14 protein-coding genes are annotated in these 20560 nt (G+C 64.2%); 6 read left to right on the forward strand and 8 right to left on the reverse strand.

The features are described 5' to 3' along the window. The first annotated feature begins 2 nt into the window (after nucleotides 1-2). Together ABWV64_RS09495 and ABWV64_RS09500 are read left to right on the forward strand one after the other, a co-directional pair. Entirely contained in the window at nucleotides 3-1217 is a 1215-nt protein-coding gene (locus ABWV64_RS09495; RefSeq protein WP_353344400.1) for a metal ABC transporter permease, read from the forward strand. Further along, nucleotides 1214-2143: a metal ABC transporter permease gene (locus ABWV64_RS09500; RefSeq protein ID WP_353344402.1), complete on the forward strand. Its 930-nt coding sequence runs from the start codon at nucleotides 1214-1216 to the stop codon at nucleotides 2141-2143. Before ABWV64_RS09495 ends, ABWV64_RS09500 begins: the two co-directional genes overlap by 4 nt. A gap of 16 nt (nucleotides 2144-2159) precedes the next feature. Here ABWV64_RS09500 and ABWV64_RS09505 read toward each other — a convergent pair whose 3' ends face one another. Continuing rightward, nucleotides 2160-2939 (reverse strand): 2-dehydro-3-deoxygalactonokinase, encoded by a 780-nt coding sequence (locus ABWV64_RS09505; RefSeq protein ID WP_353344404.1) that lies wholly within the window; start codon nucleotides 2937-2939, stop codon nucleotides 2160-2162. A gap of 64 nt (nucleotides 2940-3003) precedes the next feature. Further along, nucleotides 3004-4758, reverse strand: a complete 1755-nt coding sequence (locus tag ABWV64_RS09510; RefSeq protein WP_353344406.1) for a SulP family inorganic anion transporter — start codon at nucleotides 4756-4758, stop codon at nucleotides 3004-3006. 422 nt (nucleotides 4759-5180) lie between these two features. Here ABWV64_RS09510 and ABWV64_RS09515 point away from each other — a divergent pair, with 422 nt between their 5' ends. The 3 genes from ABWV64_RS09515 to cueR all read left to right on the forward strand — a co-directional run bounded on the left by ABWV64_RS09515 (nucleotide 5181) and on the right by cueR (nucleotide 11857). Next, nucleotides 5181-8813, forward strand: coding sequence for a hydantoinase B/oxoprolinase family protein (locus tag ABWV64_RS09515; RefSeq protein ID WP_353344408.1), 3633 nt, complete (start codon nucleotides 5181-5183; stop codon nucleotides 8811-8813). Between the two features lie 92 nt (nucleotides 8814-8905). Next, nucleotides 8906-11455, forward strand: coding sequence for a heavy metal translocating P-type ATPase (locus tag ABWV64_RS09520; protein ID WP_353344410.1), 2550 nt, complete (start codon nucleotides 8906-8908; stop codon nucleotides 11453-11455). Then, nucleotides 11456-11857 (forward strand): Cu(I)-responsive transcriptional regulator, encoded by a 402-nt coding sequence (gene cueR / locus ABWV64_RS09525; RefSeq protein ID WP_353344412.1) that lies wholly within the window; start codon nucleotides 11456-11458, stop codon nucleotides 11855-11857. A gap of 48 nt (nucleotides 11858-11905) precedes the next feature. Here the strand turns inward: cueR and gap are convergent, their stop codons facing one another. The 6 genes from gap to ABWV64_RS09555 form a co-directional block, all read right to left on the reverse strand. Next, complete coding sequence (gene gap / locus ABWV64_RS09530; protein ID WP_353344414.1) at nucleotides 11906-12931, reverse strand: type I glyceraldehyde-3-phosphate dehydrogenase; 1026 nt, start codon at nucleotides 12929-12931, stop codon at nucleotides 11906-11908. Between the two features lie 107 nt (nucleotides 12932-13038). Next, on the reverse strand, nucleotides 13039-14841 hold the full coding sequence (locus ABWV64_RS09535) for a Hint domain-containing protein (protein ID WP_353344416.1): 1803 nt from the start codon (nucleotides 14839-14841) through the stop codon (nucleotides 13039-13041). A gap of 85 nt (nucleotides 14842-14926) precedes the next feature. After that, nucleotides 14927-16027: a DUF1513 domain-containing protein gene (locus ABWV64_RS09540; protein ID WP_353344418.1), complete on the reverse strand. Its 1101-nt coding sequence runs from the start codon at nucleotides 16025-16027 to the stop codon at nucleotides 14927-14929. 6 nt (nucleotides 16028-16033) lie between these two features. Then, entirely contained in the window at nucleotides 16034-17116 is a 1083-nt protein-coding gene (locus tag ABWV64_RS09545) for an imelysin family protein (RefSeq protein WP_353344420.1), read from the reverse strand. Then, a complete protein-coding gene (locus ABWV64_RS09550; RefSeq protein ID WP_353344422.1) occupies nucleotides 17116-18771 on the reverse strand; it encodes a di-heme oxidoreductase family protein in 1656 nt (551 codons plus the stop codon). Before ABWV64_RS09550 ends, ABWV64_RS09545 begins: the two co-directional genes overlap by 1 nt. A gap of 36 nt (nucleotides 18772-18807) precedes the next feature. Continuing rightward, the gene (locus ABWV64_RS09555; RefSeq protein ID WP_353344424.1) at nucleotides 18808-20094 is read right to left on the reverse strand and encodes an imelysin family protein; all 1287 of its coding nucleotides are present in this window, start codon (nucleotides 20092-20094) and stop codon (nucleotides 18808-18810) included. A 250-nt stretch (nucleotides 20095-20344) separates the two neighbouring features. On the opposite strand from ABWV64_RS09555, the gene ABWV64_RS09560 reads away from it, so the two are divergent. Next, nucleotides 20345-20560: hypothetical protein (locus ABWV64_RS09560; protein ID WP_353344426.1), on the forward strand; the 216-nt coding region annotated here is incomplete at its 3' end.

Consider the following 20560-nt stretch of genomic DNA (forward strand, 5'->3'; position numbering starts at 1 on the left):
CGATGGGGGACCTGCTGGCGGCGCTGAGCCTGCAAATGGGGTATAACGCAACGCTGGTCGCCATCGGCGCGGCGCTTTTGGGTGCGGCGGCAGGGGTGACGGGTACGTTTTTGTTCTTGCGCAAACGTGCGCTTGTCAGCGATGCGATCAGCCACGCCACCCTGCCCGGTGTCGGGATCGCCTTTATGGTCATGGTGGCGCTTGGCGGCGACGGGCGCTCTCTGGTCGGGTTGATGATCGGCTCGGCGCTCTCGGCGGTCTTGGGGCTTTTGTGTGTGGGCTGGTTGACCCAGCGCACGCGCCTGTCCGAAGACGCCAGTATCGGCGCGGTTCTGTCGGTGTTCTTCGGCTTTGGCGTGGTGCTTTTGACCGTGATCCAAACCATGAGCGCGGGGCGTCAAGCGGGATTGGAGAGCTTTCTATTGGGCGCCACCGCAGGGATGCTGCGCAGCGAGGCATTGGTGATCGCGGGCGGCGGCACGGTGGCGGTTTTGCTCGTAGCGCTGTTGCGCCGCCCGATGACCTTGGCGGCGTTCGATCCCGAATATACGGCGGGCGCGGGATGGCCGCTTGCGCGGATTGATTTTGCCATGATGGCGCTGGTGACGGCGGTCACGGTGGTCGGGCTGAAAATCGTCGGGCTGATCTTGATCGTGGCGCTGTTGATCATCCCGCCGGTGGCGGCGCGGTTCTGGAGCGCGCGCGCAGGCCATGTCGCCGCTTTGGCAGGGGTGATCGGCGCGTTGTCGGGGTTTATCGGCGCGGCGATTTCCGCCTCCGCGCCCAGCCTTCCCACAGGGCCGATCATTGTTTTGGTCAGCTCCGCGATTTTTGTGCTGTCCTTGCTTGTCGCGCCCGAACGCGGGGTTCTGGCCTCGATGCGGCGGCGGCAAAAATTCCACCGCGCGGTGCATCTGCGCCAAGGGTTATTGGCCTTGGCCCAAGGCCAACCCGTTTACGAGCCGCTCACGCAGCGCCTTTTGCGCATCGAGGGTCTTTTGCGCGCCGACGGTGTGCCGACCCCTGCGGGCGAGGCGGCTGCTGCGGCGATCCGGCTGGACGAGCGGCGCTGGCAGGTCTTGCGCGCCGATCCGGCATTGGAAAGCGCGGCGGCGCAATATGACGGGCTGACCGATGTGAGCGCGGTGCTCACCCGCGATCAGATGGCCCAGATCGATGCGCGCCTTGGCGCAGGCGCGTGGGAGGCCACGGCATGAGCGGCGCCGAGTTTGTCCCCCTGTCCTTGACCCCGATGTTGATCGGATGTTTTGCGGCGATGGCCTGCGCCTTGCCGGGGAATTTTCTGGTGCTGCGCCGTCAGGCCTTGATCGGAGATGCGATCAGCCATGTGGTCTTGCCCGGGATTGTCGCGGCGTTCTTGCTGACCGGCATGGTGGCGACATGGCCGATGATGCTTGGCGCGGGCGGGGCGGCTTTGGTCGCAGTGCTTTTGATCGAAGCGGTGCGCCGCATCGGGCAAATCGAACCGGGTGCGGCGATGGGGGTGGTCTTCACCACCATGTTCGCGGGCGGGGTTTTGCTGCTCGAGCAATCCGATACCTCCTCGGTGCATCTTGATGTGGAACATGCGCTTTACGGCAATCTCGAAAGCCTGATCTGGCTCGATGCTTTCGGCTGGCACTCGCTTTTGGACCCGCAGGCCCTGCGCGGTTTGCCGCCCGAATTGGGGCGGATGGCGGCGGTTTTGCTCGCCGTGGCGGGGTTTATCGCGTTGTTTTGGCGGCCCTTGGCAATCTCGAGCTTTGACGAAGGCTTTGCCCGCACGCTGGGCATGCGCACTGGTGCGCTTGGGGCGGCTCTGGTCGCGGTATCGGCCATGGCGGCGGTGGCGGCCTTTGATGCGGTCGGCTCGATCATCGTCATTGCGATGTTCATTTGCCCGCCCGCCGCCGCGCGGATGATGACCAACCAATTGGGCCGGCAAGTCGCGTGGAGCATGGTTTTTGCCACGCTTTCGGCGCTGCTCGGCTATGTGCTTGCGGGTTATGGGCCGCTTTGGCTGGGATATGACAATGCGGTTAGCGCGGCGGGAATGATTGCCGTTGCCTCGGGGGTGATCCTCGCGCTTGCGGCGCTCTTCGGCCCGCACAGACGGCGCAGCGGCGCAGGCGCGGGCGCCTGATCGGGCCGCAGCAGGCTCAGCCGCCCAGCAGCGAGCGCAGGGCAACAAACCCGTTTTGCGCCATGGCGTCAGGATCGGTTTGCGTGACGCTCAACCCCTGAGCCGCCAAAGCCGCCCGATAGGCGCTTGCCGCCTCCTTGTGGGCGATCAGCGCCAGATTTTGACCCAGCCAGTAAGGCTTGCTGGCGCTGAGTTCCGCGCCCAAAAGATGCCCTGCAATGGCTGCGCCGTCGCCTGTCAGATCGGCGCTCGACAGATGCGCGGCGAGGGCTTCGGGGCGCGATTGGCTGCGCGCGAGTGCCTGTAGATCGGGCGCATCGCCGCCCAAAGGCGCGCCAAGGTTCGCCGCCAGCATCGGGGTGAGAAAGCTGCTCATGCTGACCGCCTCGCCTGCGCTCAGATGTACCCAATGGCTGCGCCCGTCGCAAAGCGCCACCATCACGCCGTCCCAATCGGGGTTGAGCGCCAGAAATCCGGCGATTTGCAACCGCACAGACGGCGGCAGGATCGCGGCGGGGCTGTCTTGTTGCAAAGCGTCAAGCGCCGCGTTTTGCGCCAAACCTGCCGGATCGGGCAGGATCGCGCAGGGCAGGGGGGCAAGATCATGCGCGCCGTCATCGACCAATATTGCCGGCGCTTCGCGCGCGGCGCCAAGAGCCTCCAGCAGCGCATCAAGATCAGGAGCCGTAGCGCGGGCGGTGCAGCTGCGCGCGGCGAAACGCCATCCGCTCAGCGTGCCGTTGGTGTGGCGCAAAAGGCCGATCCAGTCGGCAGAGGGGGAGGCAGGGCGTTGCATGGGGCACAGCTAGCCGCGCCGCGCGCCAAGATCAATAGGGCGCGGCGCGGTCGGGCGCGCGTGCCTAGGCGGCGGGGGGCACCACGGATTTCGGGGTCAAAGCCACGGCCGCATCATATTGCGCCAAAAACACCTGCCCCGTCAGATCGCCGAGGAAATGGCTGCGCTTGAGTTTGTCCATCACGGGACCTTTGACCTCGGACAGGTGCAGCTTGATGCCCATTCCGTCCAGCCGGTGATTGATCTCTTCGAGGCTTTCAAGCGCGCTCATGTCGATCTCGTTCACCGCCGAGCACATCAAGACCACATGTTTGAGCGGCTGTTCGCAGACGACGCGGTCGTAAATGTAATCCTCCAAGAAGCGCGCATTGGCGAAATAGAGGCTCTCGTCAATGCGGATGGTCAGAACCTCGGGGTGGGTTTCGACCCTGTGCCGTTTGATATTGCGAAAATGTTGGGTCCCCGGAACGAGGCCGACCTCGGCAATATGGGGCCGCGAGGTTTTATAAAGGAACATCAGGATCGACAGCGCCACGCCGGTCGAAACCCCGACCTCGACGCCGAAGGTCAGCGTGAGGAAAATCGTGGCGAAAACCGCGGCGAAATCGACCCGCGAGTAGCCCCATGTTTTCGTCAGGATCGAGAAATCGACCAAGGACAACACGGCCACGATGATCGTCGCGGCAAGCGTCGCTTTGGGGAGAAAGAACAGCAAGGGCGTGAGCAAAAGCGCGGCCAGCGCGATGCCGATGGCGGTAAAGGCCCCTGCGGCGGGGGTCTGTGCGCCCGCGTCAAAGTTCACGACAGAGCGCGCAAATCCGCCCGTCACCGGATAGCCGCCCGACAACGCCGCCGCGATATTGGAGGCGCCAAGCCCGACAAGCTCTTGGTCCGGCACGATGCGCTGGCGTTTTTTCGCGGCCAAGGTTTGCGCGACCGAGACGGATTCGACAAAGCCGATGATCGAGATCAGCACCGCAGCCACGAACAACTGCCCCCAGATTTCCAGATCAAAGCTGGGCGCGGTCAAAGGCGGCAATCCGCGCGGCACATCACCGACGATTTTGACGCCGTGGTTTTCGAGGTTGAAGAGCCACACGGCCAAAGTCGTCACGACCACGGCGCCCACCGGCCCCGCCTTGGCCAAGATATCGGCCAATCGCGGCTGCATCCCTGTCGAGAGCAGCAAGGGCTTCAATCCCTTGCGCACCCAAAACAGGAAGCCCACGGTGCCAAGCCCGATGAAAAGGGTGATGAAATTGGTGGTCGAGAGGTTTTCCAACAGCGAGCCGATAAGCTGGATCAGGTTATGGCCATGGGCATCGATGCCAAAGATATGTTTGAGCTGCGAGGTGGCGATCAACACGCCCGAGGCGGTGATGAAACCCGCGATCACCGGATGCGACAGAAAATTGGCCAAGAACCCAAGGCGAAAGATACCGAGGACCAACAGGATCAGCCCCGAGAGAAAGGCCAAAGTCACCGCCGCCAATGCGTATTCCGCCGTGCCTTGCAGCGCCATATTCCCGACGCTCGCCGCCGTCATCAACGACACGACCGCCACCGGACCCACGGCCAGCGCGCGGCTGGTGCCAAAGATCGCATAGGCCACCAAGGGCAGGATCGACGCATAAAGCCCCATCTGCGCCGGAAGCCCCGCCAAAAGCGCATAGGCCAAAGATTGCGGGATCAACATGATCGTCACAATCACTGCCGCCACCGCATCCGAGGTCAGCGTCTCGCGATCATAGGATTTGCCCCATTGCAGGATCGGCAAGTGCCGTTCTAGCTGGGCGCGATTGGGGAGCAGGTGTTTCATTGGGTCTCCTTGGCACGGGGCGGGCCGCACCGGTGAAGCTGGGGGCAGGCTTTGATTTTATATATTCAGAAAATATAATATGTAAAGGGCCTGCGATCACGAAACCGAAGGTATCGGGGCAAAGGTTGAAAACTGCTGAGCAAGACGAGGGATATGCCGTCGATGGCACCCACGAGATTCTCGGCCATGATCGGCGTTCACATCCGCGCCGCAGCGTGCATTAATCCAGTTCGATCCAGTGCCTACATCGGCGAAGGGCGAGACGAGAATAAATCCAAGCGCGTCGCGGCGGCGAAACTTGTGCAAAGGAGCCGCGGGTGCGTTGACATTGCTTGCGCGGGCGGATCATTTTGCCGAGCGACCCGCAAGCGCGATGCCCGCCACCCCCGCCCAAGCGCCCCAATCCCAAGAGGCCCCCTCTCATGACCGACCGCTCCACCTCAACGACGGATGAAGACCGCGCGGCGCAGGTCCGGCCCGCTTGGCAATTCTGGATCGACCGTGGCGGCACCTTTACCGATATCGTCGCACGCCGTCCCGATGGGGCAATCGTGACGCATAAAGTCCTGTCGGAAAATCCCGAACGCTACCAAGACGCCGCGGTGCAAGGCATTCGTGATCTGATGGGTATGACGGCCGATGCGCCCTTTGCGAAGGGCTCCATTGCCCATGTGAAAATGGGCACCACCGTGGCCACCAATGCCTTGCTTGAACGCAAAGGCGAGCGGGTCTTGCTGGTAATCACCAAAGGGTTTGGCGATCTGTTGCAGATCGGCTATCAAACACGCCCGCGCCTGTTTGATCTGAAGATCAAGCGGCCCGAACTGCTCTATGAGCGGGTTGTAGAAATGGACGAACGGCTCGATGCCGAGGGTGCGGTCTTGCGCCCCTTGGACGAGGCGGCCTTGCGCGCCGATCTGCAGGCAGGCTTTGACAGTGGTATTCGCGCCATCGCCATTGCGGGGCTGCATGGATACCTCAGCCCCGTACATGAATTGCGCGCCGCACAGATCGCCGCCGACATCGGCTATACCCAGATTTCCACCTCGCACGAGGTCTCTCGCCTCGCCAAACTGGTCGGGCGCGGCGATACCACGGTGGTGGATGCCTATTTGTCGCCCGTTCTGCGCCGCTATGTGGATCAGGTGGCAGGTGCCTTGGACCTTGGCCGTGCCTGCGAGCGGTTGATGTTCATGCAATCAAGCGGCGGGTTGACGGATGCGGGGCGCTTTCAGGGGCGCGATGCGATCCTATCCGGTCCTGCGGGCGGCATTGTCGGAATGGTCAAAACCGCAAAGGCGGCGGGTTACGCGCAGCTCATTGGCTTTGATATGGGCGGCACCTCGACGGATGTCAGCCATTACGCCGGAGCCTATGAACGCAGCTTCGAGACCGAGGTCGCGGGTGTGCGCATGCGCGCCCCGATGATGGATATTCACACCGTGGCCGCAGGGGGCGGCTCGATTTGCAGCTTCCGCGACGGGCGCTTCCAAGTCGGGCCGCAAAGCGCGGGCGCCGATCCTGGTCCGGCCTGCTACCGGCGCGGCGGGCCGCTGACCGTGACCGATTGCAACGTTATGCTGGGCAAATTGAACCCCGATCATTTCCCGCCCGTCTTTGGCCCGAGCGGCGATCAACCCTTGGATGCGGATGCCGTGCGCGCGGGCTTTGCGCGCCTCGCCCAAGAGGTCGCCGCCGCCACGGGCGCGGCCCCGATGCGCCCCGAAGATATCGCCACGGGCTTTTTGCAGATCGCAGTCGATAATATGGCCAATGCGATCAAGAAAATATCGGTCGAGCGCGGCCATGACGTGACGGGCTATGCCTTGCAATGCTTTGGCGGCGCGGGCGGGCAACATGCCTGCCTTGTGGCGGATGCGCTGGGCATGCGGCGGGTGATGTTGCACCCTCATGCGGGGGTCTTGTCGGCCTACGGCATGGGTTTGGCCGAAATCCGCGCCCTGCGCGAGGTGCAACATGACGGCCCGCTTGACGCAATCGGTGCGGCCCGCGCGGCGCTTGATCGTATCGCGCAAGAGGCCCGCGCCGAGGTCGAGGCGCAAGGCGGGGATGCGCCGGACCTGCGTTTGCGCGCGCATCTGCGGTATGACGGATCGCATCAATCTTTGGAGGTGGCCTTCGGCACCATCGATGCCATGCGTGCGGCGTTCGAGGCGGTGCACCGTCGGCGCTTTGGCTTTGCCTCGCCAGAGCGCGCGGTGCTGTTCGATATGCTCGCCGTCGAAGCAATCGGAACCGCCCCCGACGTGCCGGACAATGTGGCGCCGACGGGCGACGGCGCAGCCCGCGCGCAGGTGCCGCTCTATACCGGCGGCGCGTGGCGCGAGGTGCCGCTTTATGCGCGCGAAACCATCGGCCAAGGCGTGCAGATCACCGGCCCCGCCATCATCACCGAAGCCACGGGAACAAATGTCGTCGAAGCGGGGTGGCAGGCCGCACCCGACGCGGCGGGCAATCTGATCCTGACGCGGCTTGCCGCCTCGGCGCGCGCGCCTGCGGCGGGAACCAAGGCCGATCCGGTGCTGCTCGAGGTGATGAGCAACCTCTTTATGTCGGTCGCGGATCAAATGGGCGCGACCTTGGCCAACACCTCTTGGTCGGTCAACATCAAGGAACGGCTCGATTTCTCCTGTGCGATCTTTGATGCCAAGGGCGATCTCGTGGCCAATGCGCCCCATGTGCCGGTGCATTTGGGATCAATGTCGGACAGCATCAAAGAAGTGATGCGCCGCAATCGCGATGCGGTGGAGGGCGATGCATTTATGCTCAATTCGCCCTTCTCGGGCGGCACGCATTTGCCCGATGTCACCGTGGTCACGCCCGTCTTTGCCGAGGGGCGCGCGGCCTATTGGCTGGGCAGCCGCGGGCATCACGCCGATATCGGCGGCCGCACTCCCGGCTCTGGCCCGCCCGACAGCCGCCATATCGACGAGGAAGGCGTGCTCATCGATAACATGCAAGTGATGAAGGGCGGGCAATTTTTGGAAGCCGAGGCCCGCGCGGTGCTGGCCTCGACCCGCTACCCCGCGCGCAATCCCGATCAAAATATCGCCGATCTGAAGGCGCAGATCGCCGCCAATGAAACCGGACGCCGCGCGCTTTTGCAGATCGCGGCGCGCTACGGCGCCGATGTGATCACCGCCTATATGGGCCATGTGCAAGACAACGCCGAAGCCTCGGTGCGGCAGGTGCTTTGCGATCTGCCGGATGGGGAATTCACCTATCCGATGGACAGCGGCGCGCAGATCAAGGTCGCGCTGCGTGTGGACCGCGCCGCAGGGCGCGCCACGGTCGATTTCACCGGCACCAGCGCGCAAGACGCGGGCAATTACAACGCGCCTTTCGCGATTTGCCGCGCTGTGGTGCTCTATGTGTTTCGCACATTGGTCGGCAAGGATATCCCGCTCAACGAGGGGTGCCTCAAACCGGTTGAGATCATCGCGCCCGAAGGCACGATGCTCAACCCGCGCTATCCTGCCGCCGTGATCGCGGGCAATACCGAAGTCAGCCAAGCGGCCTGCAATGCGCTTTATGGCGTGCTGGGCGTGATGGCGGGATCGCAAGGCACGATGAATAATTTCATCTGGGGCAACGCGCAGTTCCAGAACTATGAAACCATCGCAGGCGGCACCGGCGCGGGGCCGGATTTTGACGGCTGCGACGCGGTGCAAAGCCATATGACCAACACCCGCATGACCGATCCCGAGATTTTGGAAAAACGCTTTCCCGTGCGGCTGGAGCATTTCGGCATCCGGCGCAAGTCGGGCGGGTCGGGCGCGCATCGCGGCGGCAACGGGGCCGAGCGCCGCTTGCGGTTCTTGGAGCCTGTGACGGTGACGACGCTATGCTCGCACCGGATCGTGCCGCCCTTTGGCGGGGCGGGCGGCGGGGCGGGCGCCGTGGGCGAAAACCTTGCACAGATGCCGGAGGGGTCTCAGGTGGCGCTGGGCGGCAATGCCGAGATCGAACTGCCCGCAGGCGGGGTATTCATCATGCGCACCCCTGGAGGCGGTGGTTGGGGCACGGCAAAATAGGCGGGGGCGGATAAATCCGCAAACAGGCCTTGACCTTCCCATGACTGGAAGGACTATCTGCTGCGGAGAAACACTCCGCATAGGCCAATGCAATGTCCGATACCGCCATCCTCAGCCCCACCGCCCCAAGCGGCCCCGAGATTACAATCGCCATCGACGGCATGAGCTGCGCAGGTTGTGCGGGCCGCGCCGAACGCGCCTTGGCCGCCACGGCGGGTGTGCAAAGGGCGGTGGTCAATTTCGCAACCGAGCAAGGCACCGTTACCGCGCAATCGGGCACGGATATGGTGGCGCTCAACGCAGGTATGGCCGAGGCGCTCGGCAAGGCGGGATACCCCGCGCGCGTTGAGGAGGTGGTCTTCGACATCACGGGCATGAGCTGCGCCTCTTGCGTCGGACGCGTCGAGCAAGCTTTGCGCGGTGCATCGGGCGTCATCGAGGCGCATGTCAATTTCGCCGATGACAGCGCGCGGGTGCGCTATTTCGCGGGGCAAAATGACCCCGCGCGACTGGCCGCAGTGATCACAGCGGCGGGATATGCCGCGACACCGCGCGCGGCGTCCGGCGGCGGCGCGGCAGGCGACAGCGCCGCGCGCAGGCAGGCCGAAGAGCGCCGTGCGGGGCGGGCGGCGGCTATCGCGGGGATCTTGACGCTGCCGGTGTTTGTCACCGAAATGGGCGGGCATCTGGTGCCGCCGTTTCATCATTGGCTCGTGGGGATTTTCGGCCAAGGCCCGCTTTGGACGGCGCAATTCATTTTGACCACGCTGATTTTCCTCTGGCCGGGCTCGGGCTTTTTCACCCGCGGGATACCTGCGCTGTTCAAAGGCGCGCCGGATATGAACAGCCTTGTGGCGCTGGGCGCGGGGGCGGCCTATGCGTTTTCGGTGGTCTCGCTTTTTGCCCCTGCGGTTTTGCCCGAGGGCGCGGCGGAGGTCTATTTCGAGGCCGCAGCGGTGATCATCGCGCTGATCCTCTTGGGTCGCTGGCTTGAGGCGCGCGCCAAGGGCCAAGCGGGCGCGGCCATTCGCGCGCTGATCAACCTGCGCCCTGACGAGGCCGAAGCGCGCCGCGACGGCGTGTGGACCTCGGTGCCGCTCGATCAGGTCATGGTTGGCGACCTCCTGCGCCTGCGTCCGGCAGAGCGGGTGGCGGTCGATGGCGTGGTGCGCGAGGGCGAAAGCTATGTCGATGAAAGCATGATCACCGGCGAGCCGCTTCCGGTGGCAAAATCCCGCGGCGCCTCTCTCATCGCTGGCAGCATCAATACCAACGGCAGCTTGCAATATGAGGCGACCGCCGTGGGCGTGGATACGGCCTTGGCCAAGATCGTCGCGATGGTCGAGCGCGCACAGGGCGCGAAACTGCCGGTGCAGGCCTTGGCCGACCGCGTGGTGCGGGTGTTCGTCCCCGCCGTCATCGCGGTCGCTATTCTCACCGTGGCGGCGTGGATGGTTTTTGCGCCCGCACCGGCGCTCGGCTCTGCCTTGGTGGCGGGCGTGTCAGTGTTGATCATCGCCTGCCCCTGCGCGATGGGGCTTGCCACGCCCACCTCGATCATGGTCGGCACAGGGCGCGCGGCGCAGCTTGGGGTTCTGTTTCGCAAAGGCGATGCGCTGCAGCGGCTCAGCGATATCAAGGTGATGGCCTTTGACAAAACCGGCACGCTGACCGAGGGCCGACCGCAGGTGCGCGCGACATATTGCGCCGCCGGATTTGACCGCGCCGAAGTCTTGCGCCTCGCGGCGGCGGCGGAAAGCGGATCGGAGCATCCGGTGGCCAAGGCGGTCTTGCGGGCGGCGGGGGATGTGCCCTTGCCCGAAGCCGAGGGCTTTCGCGCCCTCATCGGCGCAGGGATCGAGGCCCGCGTCGAGGGCCGCGAAATGCGCATCGGATCGGTGCGGATGATGACCGAAGCGGGGCTGGATACGTCGGTCTTTGCGGATGAATTGCAGCAAATCGCGCAAAGCGGCGCCAGCGCGCTTTTGGTGGCCATCGACGGGACATTGGCGGCGCTGATGTCCGTGGCCGATGCGCCCAAAGCCTCCGCTGCGGCGGCGATCAATGCGCTACACAGCAGCGGCATCAAAGTGGCGATGATCACTGGCGACGCCAAAGCCTCCGCCGAGGCCGTTGCAAAACTGCTGGGCATCGATCATGTCGAAGCCGAGGTGCGCCCCGAAGACAAAGCCGCCGCGATCAAGCGACTGCGCGGGCAATTTGGCGCGGTCGGCTTTACCGGAGACGGCATCAACGATGCGCCCGCCTTGGCCGAGGCCGAGGTCGGTTTGGCCATCGGCACGGGCACCGATGTGGCGATCGAGAGCGCCGACGTTGTTTTGGCCTCTGGCGATCCGGTCGGGGCGGTCAACGCCCTTGATCTGTCGCGCCGGACCATGCGAAATATCCGGCAGAACCTGTTTTGGGCCTTTGCCTATAACGTCGCTTTGATCCCTGTCGCCGCCGGTGTGCTCTATCCGGCATTCGGGGTGAGCCTGTCACCGATGCTGGGCGCGGGGGCGATGGCCTTTAGCTCGGTTTTCGTTCTGACCAATGCGCTGCGCTTGCGCGCGCTGGCGCCGCGATTGGCCGAGCGTCGTATGTTTCACGAGGGCGAGCCTGCCCAGCAAAAGGAGGCCTAGATGAACATCGGAGAAACCGCCGAGAAGTCCGGTCTGCCGGCGAAGACCATCCGCTATTACGAAGATATCGGATTGATCAAACCCAAGCGCAGCGCCAATGGCTATCGCGACTTTGATGCGCAAGACCTGCACAAGCTGGCCTTTATCGGCCGCGCGCGCGCCTTGGGCTTTGCCATCGAGGATTGCCGCAACCTTCTGGCGCTCTACGAGGACGCCGAGCGCGCCAGCGCCGATGTCAAACGCATCGCGCATGAGCACCTGCAGCGGATCGAAGGCAAGATCGCGCAGTTGCAGTCGATGCAAGACACGCTGTCCGATCTGGTGCATGCCTGCAGCGGCGATCACCGCCCCGATTGCCCGATTTTGGGCGATCTGTCGGGGATGCTGGCCCCCAAGCTTTAGCCCGCGCGCCGCGACGTATCGGGCTTTCCAATCCGCTCGTGCGCCGCTCTAGGCTGCGGCGCGCGCCGACCGGCCTGCGGCGGCAAGGACTGCTGCGGTGTCGAGCATACGGTTCGAAAAACCCCATTCATTGTCATACCAGCTCAGCACCCGCACCATCCCGCCTTCGGTGACCTTGGTTTGTGCCTCGGCAAAGACCGAGCTGTGCGGATCGTGGTTGAAGTCGCTGGAGACCAAAGGCGCATCGCTGATGCCCAAAATTCCCGCCAGCGGCCCGTGTTCAGCCGCGGCGCGAATGGCGGCATTGACCGTCTCGGCGGTGGCGGGCTTGCGCGGCATGAAGGTCAGATCGATCACCGACACATTCGGCGTCGGAACGCGGATGGCAGAGCCGTCAAGCTTGCCCTTCAGATGCGGCAAGACGAGGCTCACCGCCCGCGCCGCGCCCGTCGAGGTCGGTATCATCGACAGCGCCGCACCGCGCGCGCGGTAGAGGTCTTTATGCGCCGTATCCAGCGTCGGTTGATCGCCGGTATAGCTGTGCACCGTGGTCATATATCCGGTCTCGATCCCGAACGCGTCGTCAAGAACCTTGGCGAGTGGCGCAAGGCAATTGGTGGTGCAAGAGGCGTTCGAGACCACGCGGTCCTCGCCCGTGAGCGTGTCGTCATTGACGCCGAAGACGATGGTTTTATCCGCGCCTTCACCGGGCGCAGAAATCAAAACCTTGCCCGATCCGTTTTGCAAATGCGCCGCCGCCTTGTCGCGCGCGGTGAAAAGCCCTGTGCATTCAAGCGCCACATCGACGCCCGCCCAAGGCAGCTTGGCCGGATCGCGCTCGGCAGTAACACGGATGCGCCGCCCGTTGACCACCAGCTCATCGCCGTCAACCTCGACCTCGGCGTTAAACCGGCCATGCACGCTGTCGTATCTGAGCAGATGGGCATTGGTCTCGATCGGAGCCAGATCGTTGATGGCGACGATCTCCACATCATCGCGCGACGCTTCGATCCATGCGCGCAACACGCTGCGTCCGATGCGGCCAAATCCGTTGATGGCAAGAGTTGTGGGCATGGGGATCTCCTGAGGTCGAATGAGTCGTGATAGCGCTAACATAGTTTTCGCGGCCTGACCAGTGATCTTGGGCTTAGTGCCGCTTGCGCCGGGTATTTGCGCGCGCATTAGTGCTGTGCAAACAACGAAAACCGGCGCGCGGGTAAATCGCGCCAGCGCGCATAGGGGCGCGCGGCGGCGCCATAGTGGCGGGCGACATCCTCCAAGGCCTGCGCATGGGCAAGATCGGGGAAGAGCGACAGCAATTCGTGCAAGGCCGGATCGTCTAGCGCGTCCATGGCCATCGGGCCAGGATAATAACTTTCGCTGGCCACGCCATTTGCAAAGACGATCTGATGGGCCGCAAAAAACAGATGCACATAGATCACGGCGCGGCAGGTCTCGATGACCTCGACGCCTGCATGTCCTTGCCGCACCAATTGCGCGGGGCGCACCAGCCGTTCGTCGCCATCCACCCGAAGCACTACCCCGTGTTGCGGCGACAAGATCAGATCACGCGATTGGCCAAAGGCGCCCGCCTTGAGCAGGACCGGACGAAACGCGCGCTTCTCGGCCAACTCAGCAGCGCGCACGACGCGCATCGTCGACCACAGAACCGGCTGCAATCCGTTGTCTTTGGTTTGCACCAAATCGCCCGCGCGCAACCTCTCGACCGGCACCTCGCCGCGCGCCGTCCGGATCATCGTGCCGCTGGCAAAACAGGGGATGCCCGCCGCGACCTTTTGGGCCTTTGTCGACATTTGCGCCGGTGTGACCCCCAGAAGGACAACACTCTCACCTTCAGGAAACAGCAACTTGGCGTTGCCCAACCCGTCATCGACCACGATCACATCGCCCAGTTTGACTGGCCCGCCCGACCCGTTGGTCAGCAGCGAGACATCAAGTTGGTCATTGTAGACCCCGTCGGCGTCACTATCGCCGATGTCGAAATCGGTGATCGTGTCGTTGTCGCCGCCCGATTCAAAGACATAGGTGTCATTTCCGGCCCCGCCGGTCAGCCGGTCATTGCCGTCGCCGCCGACCAGCGTGTCATCGCCGCCATCGCCATGAAGGGTATCGACGCCCAAGCCCCCATAGACGATATCGTCGCCTGCGCCGCCCTGCGCATAGTCGTCGCCCGAGCCGCCTGAAACCGTATCGTTGCCGTCATCCCCGCCAAGATCATCATTGCCGCTGTCGCCATAGATCAGGTCATTGCCGGCATCGCCGTAAATCTCGTCTCCGCCGGACCCGCCAGAATAGGTATCGTCACCCAGCCCGCCCCAAAGCGTATCGCTGCCGCCAAGCCCTTCGGCATAATGCCCGCCCGTATCCGCCCCCGCCGTCAGAAAATCCGAACTCGAGGTCAGCGTCAGGCTCTCGACCCCGTCAAAGGAAATCGTATCCACGCCACCCGTGATGGTGCCGTCTTCGGGGGCGGTAAAATCGACCGTAACGCCGCCCGTGACCGCCGAAAGATCGACATGATCGGTGCCTGCGCCGCCAAGGATCGTGTCATTGTCAAATCCGTCCTCGACGATGAAACGGTCGTCGCCCGCGCCCCCGTCCAGCGAATCGGCACCGCCCCCGCCCGCGATCGTATCGTTGCCGCCGCCGCCCGAGATTGTATCAGCCGCCGCGCTGCCGCGCAGGTTGTCATCGCCCTGACTGCCGCTCAGGCGCGTGAAGAAATCCAGCAAGGTCGACCCGCCGAGCGTCGCATCCGAGGCCCCGCCATATCCTGCCTCGCCGACGGTAAAGCTTGTGGCCCCGTCCGAGAGGATGATGCGGCCCGTGGCGGGGTCGAAATCGACCGAATACCCCGCAGGAAGCCCCGAGAAATCAAGCTCGTGCCCGCTTGAGGCCTCGCTGATGGCGGACCAGAATGCCGGATCGTTCCAGTTGGCTGTTGTAACGGTATAAATCGCCATGCAGTGGGCCTAGAAGAGAAATATCTCTCCTAGGCCTAAGCGATGCACATTTTTTTAAGGTAAAGACGGATTTGTTCGCTGGCTTCTAGAGGCGCACGAGATGGTTGTCGAAGGATAGATTGTGTTGGGCGAGCGAATGCGAACGCCCCGTCCGCGAGGACAAAAACCTTACCCCACCCGTGCCACAGGTTACCATCAACCCATCCGCGCCGCGGGTCACGCCGCAAGCGTCAGGAGCGGCAATCTTGCTGCGCGGCGCCCCCGTTATGGCATCAAACAAGAGCACGAAACCTGCGCGCGGGCAGGTGGCGGCAAACGAGCGGCCATCGTGGTCAAAGGCAATCGATCCGATATAACCCTGCGCATCGCGATGCACCTGCGCCCCCGCGTCGAGCAGCCTCAGTGCGCCGCCGCGCCGGTGCAAAGCCACAACGGGCGGCACTTGCGCCATATCGCCTTGCCATTGCAATCCGATGGCCACCGTCCCTGCCAAGGGTCCGGATGCGGCGACATCGATATGGCGGATCGAGTTTTGATGCAGCCCCTGCGGCAGCGAGACCTGTTCAAGCATCCTGCCTGCCTCGGAGATATACGCCAAGTTCGGGGCCATGGTGGCAAGGTTGAGCTTGGCGCGCCCCGCATCGGGATGGGTTTCGATCCCGCCGTTGGCAACTACCAAAGTGTCGGTTTGCGGCAGGCGGATGATTTCATGCGGGCCAATCCCGCCGCTCTCGAACGTGCCGATGCGCCGGTATCCGGCGCGCACATCCCACACGCCGATCATCCCGCGCGCGGTTTCAAAATCATTCTCGGTGGTAAAGAGCCGCCGCGCGTCTTGCGAAAAGACCCCGTGGCCGTAGAAATGATAGCCCTCGGGCGCGGTGAGCTCGGCGCTCACAGCGCCGCGCGCGCAATCGATGACATAGGCAAAATTTCCCGGGCGGCGGGCAAAGCCCACGACTTCGGGGCGCTGAGGATGTGCGGCGGCGGCGTGTCCACGCGCGGGCAGGGGCAGTTGAAACAAAAGCCGCCCGCGCGCGTCCATCCCGCAAAGCGCATAGCGATCTTGAGCCAGCCGCGCGGCGGACAAAAACGCGGGGCTGCCCGCATCGGCCCAACTGGGCGCGGGGGTCAGGGTGCTTGCCGCCAGACCCGTGAGAAAGCTGCGGCGTGTGGTCTTGTCCATCGGCTTTCAGTCTCCGTCGAGGGCGTTAAAACCCGCCGCGACCCCGAGACGAGGACCCAGCAAGCCGCGCACAATGCCGCGCGCACCGCGCAAGGATTGCTGCAATATTTCGACCTTGAGCCGTCCGGTCGGATCGCTGACACCGGCGAAAACGGGATCATTCAACTCGGCCCCAATCAAGAGCGCCTGATCAAACCCCGCCTGCAGACCGTCGCGCACCTTCGGCGCGCCTGCCGCCAGACGCAGCGACAAATCCCTGAGGTTTTGCGCGCTGATCATCACATGGCGCAACGACCGACCCGCGCGCCATGCTTCGGCGCGTTTGGGGCGCGGGCGCTCGAACGTGCCAAGCGGGCGGCCAAGCCGCGTGTCGGCGGTAAATTCCAACCCTTCGTTGAGCACCTTATAAAGCACCTGCACGGCTTCGCCGCGATTGCGATAAAGCGGCCCGTCTTCAAGCATCTGCGCGCGATACGGGCTTTGCCAATCGGCAAGGATCGCGGCGGCGGTACCCGCGCTGTCACGGGTCATGGCGCGCAAAAGCGCGCAGCGGTAATCGGTCTGCCCCGCCCCCGCAAGGGTGTCATGATAAAGCAAGGCTTCCATCGCATAAAATCCGCGCGCCGCAATCGAGACCTCGCCGTAGGCGGCGGGATCATAGGCGACCGGATCTTCGGAAGCGATCATCGCCGTCAGGCTGCGGATCGTCGCGCCGCGCGTGTCGGGCCAATAGGCCAAGGCAAAAGCGCGCGTGTCGGTCTCGCTTGGGCCAAAGCGCAGGTGGCTGGCGGCGATCCATGCGTCGGACGCCGCGCCGAATGCGGCGGGCAGCGGCGCATCGGGCGCGCCATCTGCAAGGGTGCAGTGGCTTTGCGCGACCTCGGCCAGATGGGCGCTCGTTTGCGCCAAGGCCTCAAAGCGCGGCAAGATGTGGCCGTCGATCACATCTGCCACGATCTGCGCCTGCTCGGCCTCGCTCGCCAGCGGCGGTGGGGCCTCTTGGGCCTGCGCGGGGGCGTGGGAAAAACTCAGGGCAAGGCCAAGCGCGGCGATGGTCGCGGTGAAAGGCAGGCGGGGGATGGTCGTCATTACAGGCTCTCCAGAAAACGGATCAGATCGGCGCGCGCCTCGGGGGGCAAGGCGACAACCGCATCGCGCGCAGGTGCGGCTTCGCCGCCATGCCAAACCACGGCCTCTAGCAGCGAGCGCGCGCGCCCGTCATGCAAGAATTGGGTGTGGCCGCTGACTTGCGCTGTCTTGCCGATGCCCCACAGGGGGGCGGTGCGCCATTCGTGCCCTGCCGCGCGCGCTTCGGGCAGGCCATCGGCCAATCCCTCGCCCATATCATGGAGCAAAAAATCGCTATAGGGCGCGATGAGTTGGAAGCTTTGCTCGGGCTGGTCGCGCAATCGGTGCGTGACAAAACGCGGCGCATGACAGGAGGCGCAGCCGATCTCGAAAAACACCTTCTTACCGCGCAGGACCTGCGGATCGCCCGCATCCACCCGCGCGGGCACCGCAAGATTGCGGCTGTAGAAGGTCACAAGATCAAGCGCCGCGTCATCCACCTCAAAGACGCGCGCATCCTTGTCGCCATGCGGCGCTGCGCGGCAGGCGGCCTGCGCCGCCGTGCAATCGCCCCATGGATCGGGGTGCAAAGAGGTCGACAGGCCCATGTCGCCCGCAAAGGCGGCGGCCGATTGTTCGCGCACCGTGGGTTTGCCCGCCTTGAGGCCGAACCGGCCCAGCATCGGGCGATCAAACTGCGCCGACCATACCACATTGGGGCGGCCCGATATCCCGTCGCCGTCGGCATCGTCGGGGTCGGCCAGCGCCAGAATGTCGGCAGCGGGGATCGCCTCGATGAGGCCAAGCCCGATCATTTGCGGCGCCACGCGCGGGCTGATCTGCGCGCGCGGCTCCATCGCGCCGTAGCGCAGATCGGATACTTTATATACAGGGCGGCGCAGCGAGACGGTTTCGCCGCCGCCCAGAGCAACAGTTTCTTCGCTATAGGTGATGCCCATCCGCCCTTCGCCCGCAAGGCCGGTGCTGGCGAAATCCTGAAACTGCCCGCCGTAGGTCGCATCGCCGCGGGTGGCCAGATACCCCTCGATCGCGGCGGCGCGCGCCTGCGGGTCTGCGGCGGCCTCATCTGCCAAAAGCGGCACACCGATGCGCAAGAACATCGAGGTTGCCAAATCATCCGGTCCTTCGGGCACATGGCCGCGCCCGTCCTTGAGATGGCATCGCTGGCAGCCGCGTGCATTATAGAGCGGGCCAAGCCCGTCAGAGGCCAGCGTCGACGCGGGCGAGGCGACCCAGAGTTTGCGAAACAGCCCGTTGCCAAGCTTGAACCGCATCTCGCTCTCGAAGGGCATATTGGCAGAGGGTTGCGAGAAGGCATCGGCATCCTTGCGCGCGCGCACCGTCGCCGCGCCCGCAGGGTTTTGCTCAAAGCTTTGCGCTTTGGTGAAATCCTCGGGCCACGCGGTGACCTTGGCAATGCGCGCCGCCTCGGCGGCTGTGCGAGGGATGGCATCAAGATGCGGATCGCCGCTGGCGGCTTGATAGAGAGCAGGGGGCAGGCGATGCCCCTGCTGATGGTCCTGCGCAGCGCCCTGCGCAAAGGCCTTGCCGCCCGCGAAAGCGGCAAGACCGAGAGAGAAAAGCGTAAGGCCCAAAGCAGGCGTGGCTTGGAGCGCATGGCGCATCCGGCGGGGCATCTGGCGCGGGGCCGTCATGGTATTCTCCTTATGCCGCGTGGCGCGGCGCATTGATCACTCGAAAACCGCGTTCGGATTGTCGAGGCTGTCGGAGCCTTCAAAGGCAATGTTGTCCAGACCCAGAACGCTGACCACGCGCTCGATCGAGCGGGTCTGATCGACCAAGGCGTCCACCCCGCCCATGATCAAGGCCTCGCCCGCCGCATTGCCGCGCTCGAGCATCCGGTCATAGGCAAAGCCCGCCTCGGCGGCAGTTTTGATCCGGCCCAGATTGCGCATGGTGGTCGAGAGCTTGGCCTGCATCTCGGCGTCCAGCGCCGGATCGGCGGCGCGCACCAGATCCGAAAGCGATGCGCCGCTCACCAAACGCCCGTCGGCGCGCACATATTGACCGGTATAGACGTTCTGCACGCCCATCCCGTCGTAATAGTGGCTGTTGTGGGTGTTGTCCGAAAAGCAGTCATGCTCTTCTTCGGGGTCATTGAGCATCACGCCAAGGCGCATCCGCTCGCCCGCCTGCTCGCCGTAAGACAGCGATCCCATACCCGTCAGCATCGCAGCCAAGGCAGCCTCGCCGGTGCCCAAAGCCGCGCGCGCTGCGCCGCTCTCTTTCCACGCCTCGGCCATATAGGTCAGATCCGAAACGAGCAGCTGCGCCGCGGCGGCAAGATAGGCACCGCGCCGGTCACAGGGCGCATGGGTGCAGGCCTCGCCTTTGGCGTAATCCGTCCACGGGCGCGCGCCCGCTCCCGCGCCATGCCCGTTCAGGTCTTGGCCCCAGAGCAAAAACTCGATGGCATGGTATCCGGTGGCGACATTGGCCTCGATCCCGTCCGCTTCGTGCAATGTCTGCGCCAAAAAGGCAGGCGTGATATCTGTCGCATCGACCTCTTTGCCCGAGAGCGTGAAGCGCGGCGTGGCAATGACATTGAGACCGCCAAGCGCGTTCTCGTCGCTGGCCCCGCCATAGCTGGCGTCAACATAATCGATCAGCCCCTCGTCGAGCGGCCATGCATTCACCTTGCCCTCCCAATCATCGACCAAGGCGTTGCCAAAACGAAAGACCTCTGTTTGCTGGTAGGGCACGCGCGCGGCGAGCCATGCAGCGCGTGCTGTTTGTAGCGCCTCGGCGGAGGGCGCGGCGATCAGGGCCTGCACCGCGGCCTCCAAAGCCTGCGCGGTCAGCAGGCTGTCTTCATAGCTGGCGGCGGCGATATCGGCATAGGTCTGGGCGACGGCGGCGCTGCTTGGCGCGGTTTGCGCGCTCGCGGCGACAGGGGCAAGGCCAAGGGCAGCGGCAAAGGCGGCACGCGCCAACGGGCGACGGGAAGGGATCATCATGAGTGTGGCTCCGAACTGGAAAGGGGTCAGGTGGCTGCGCTTGCGCGGTGGCTGGATGAATATTTACCTGACTTAAACACTTGGGTATGTCAAGCGCACCTGTCGCCTGTTCCCGCAGGCATCTGCGCCCTCGCGCACGCGTGCCTGTAACCCGCGCATCGCTTTGGGGTGGGCGCAGGAGCGGGATGGCCGCAAAACGACTCGCAAAACGCGGTGATTCCGCCCTCAACTCACCCCTTGCGACAGGCTGATGCTGCGGCTGCACGGTGAAGCTGATTGCGCGGGGGATTCCGAGTCGGATTGCGCCCCGCGTGCGGCGGATTTCGGGGCAAAAACGCTGCCCGCGCGAGAAAAAACCAGCTTTGGTCAAATTTTGCGCAAGGCATATACCCCTTATTTTATTGGGATGTTAGCGCCTGAGGGCGCGGAAACTCGCCGCGAAAGCCAAAGAAATGCCGCTTTTGCA

Origin of the sequence: Litorivita sp. NS0012-18 (genome assembly GCF_040371945.1) — a bacterium.
Classification (GTDB): Bacteria; Pseudomonadota; Alphaproteobacteria; order Rhodobacterales; family Rhodobacteraceae; genus Litorivita.

Coding starts and splice junctions, on each gene's coding strand:
- ABWV64_RS09550 (WP_353344422.1), bottom strand. CDS start 18,771: ATGACGGCCCCGCGCCAGATGCCCCGCCGGATGCGCCATGCGCTCCAA.
- ABWV64_RS09505 (WP_353344404.1), bottom strand. CDS start 2,939: ATGCAACGCCCTGCCTCCCCCTCTGCCGACTGGATCGGCCTTTTGCGC.
- ABWV64_RS09555 (WP_353344424.1), bottom strand. CDS start 20,094: ATGATGATCCCTTCCCGTCGCCCGTTGGCGCGTGCCGCCTTTGCCGCT.
- ABWV64_RS09510 (WP_353344406.1), bottom strand. CDS start 4,758: ATGAAACACCTGCTCCCCAATCGCGCCCAGCTAGAACGGCACTTGCCG.
- ABWV64_RS09540 (WP_353344418.1), bottom strand. CDS start 16,027: ATGGACAAGACCACACGCCGCAGCTTTCTCACGGGTCTGGCGGCAAGC.
- gap (WP_353344414.1), bottom strand. CDS start 12,931: ATGCCCACAACTCTTGCCATCAACGGATTTGGCCGCATCGGACGCAGC.
- cueR (WP_353344412.1), top strand. CDS start 11,456: ATGAACATCGGAGAAACCGCCGAGAAGTCCGGTCTGCCGGCGAAGACC.
- ABWV64_RS09515 (WP_353344408.1), top strand. CDS start 5,181: ATGACCGACCGCTCCACCTCAACGACGGATGAAGACCGCGCGGCGCAG.
- ABWV64_RS09500 (WP_353344402.1), top strand. CDS start 1,214: ATGAGCGGCGCCGAGTTTGTCCCCCTGTCCTTGACCCCGATGTTGATC.
- ABWV64_RS09545 (WP_353344420.1), bottom strand. CDS start 17,116: ATGACGACCATCCCCCGCCTGCCTTTCACCGCGACCATCGCCGCGCTT.
- ABWV64_RS09495 (WP_353344400.1), top strand. CDS start 3: ATGGGGGACCTGCTGGCGGCGCTGAGCCTGCAAATGGGGTATAACGCA.
- ABWV64_RS09520 (WP_353344410.1), top strand. CDS start 8,906: ATGTCCGATACCGCCATCCTCAGCCCCACCGCCCCAAGCGGCCCCGAG.
- ABWV64_RS09535 (WP_353344416.1), bottom strand. CDS start 14,841: ATGGCGATTTATACCGTTACAACAGCCAACTGGAACGATCCGGCATTC.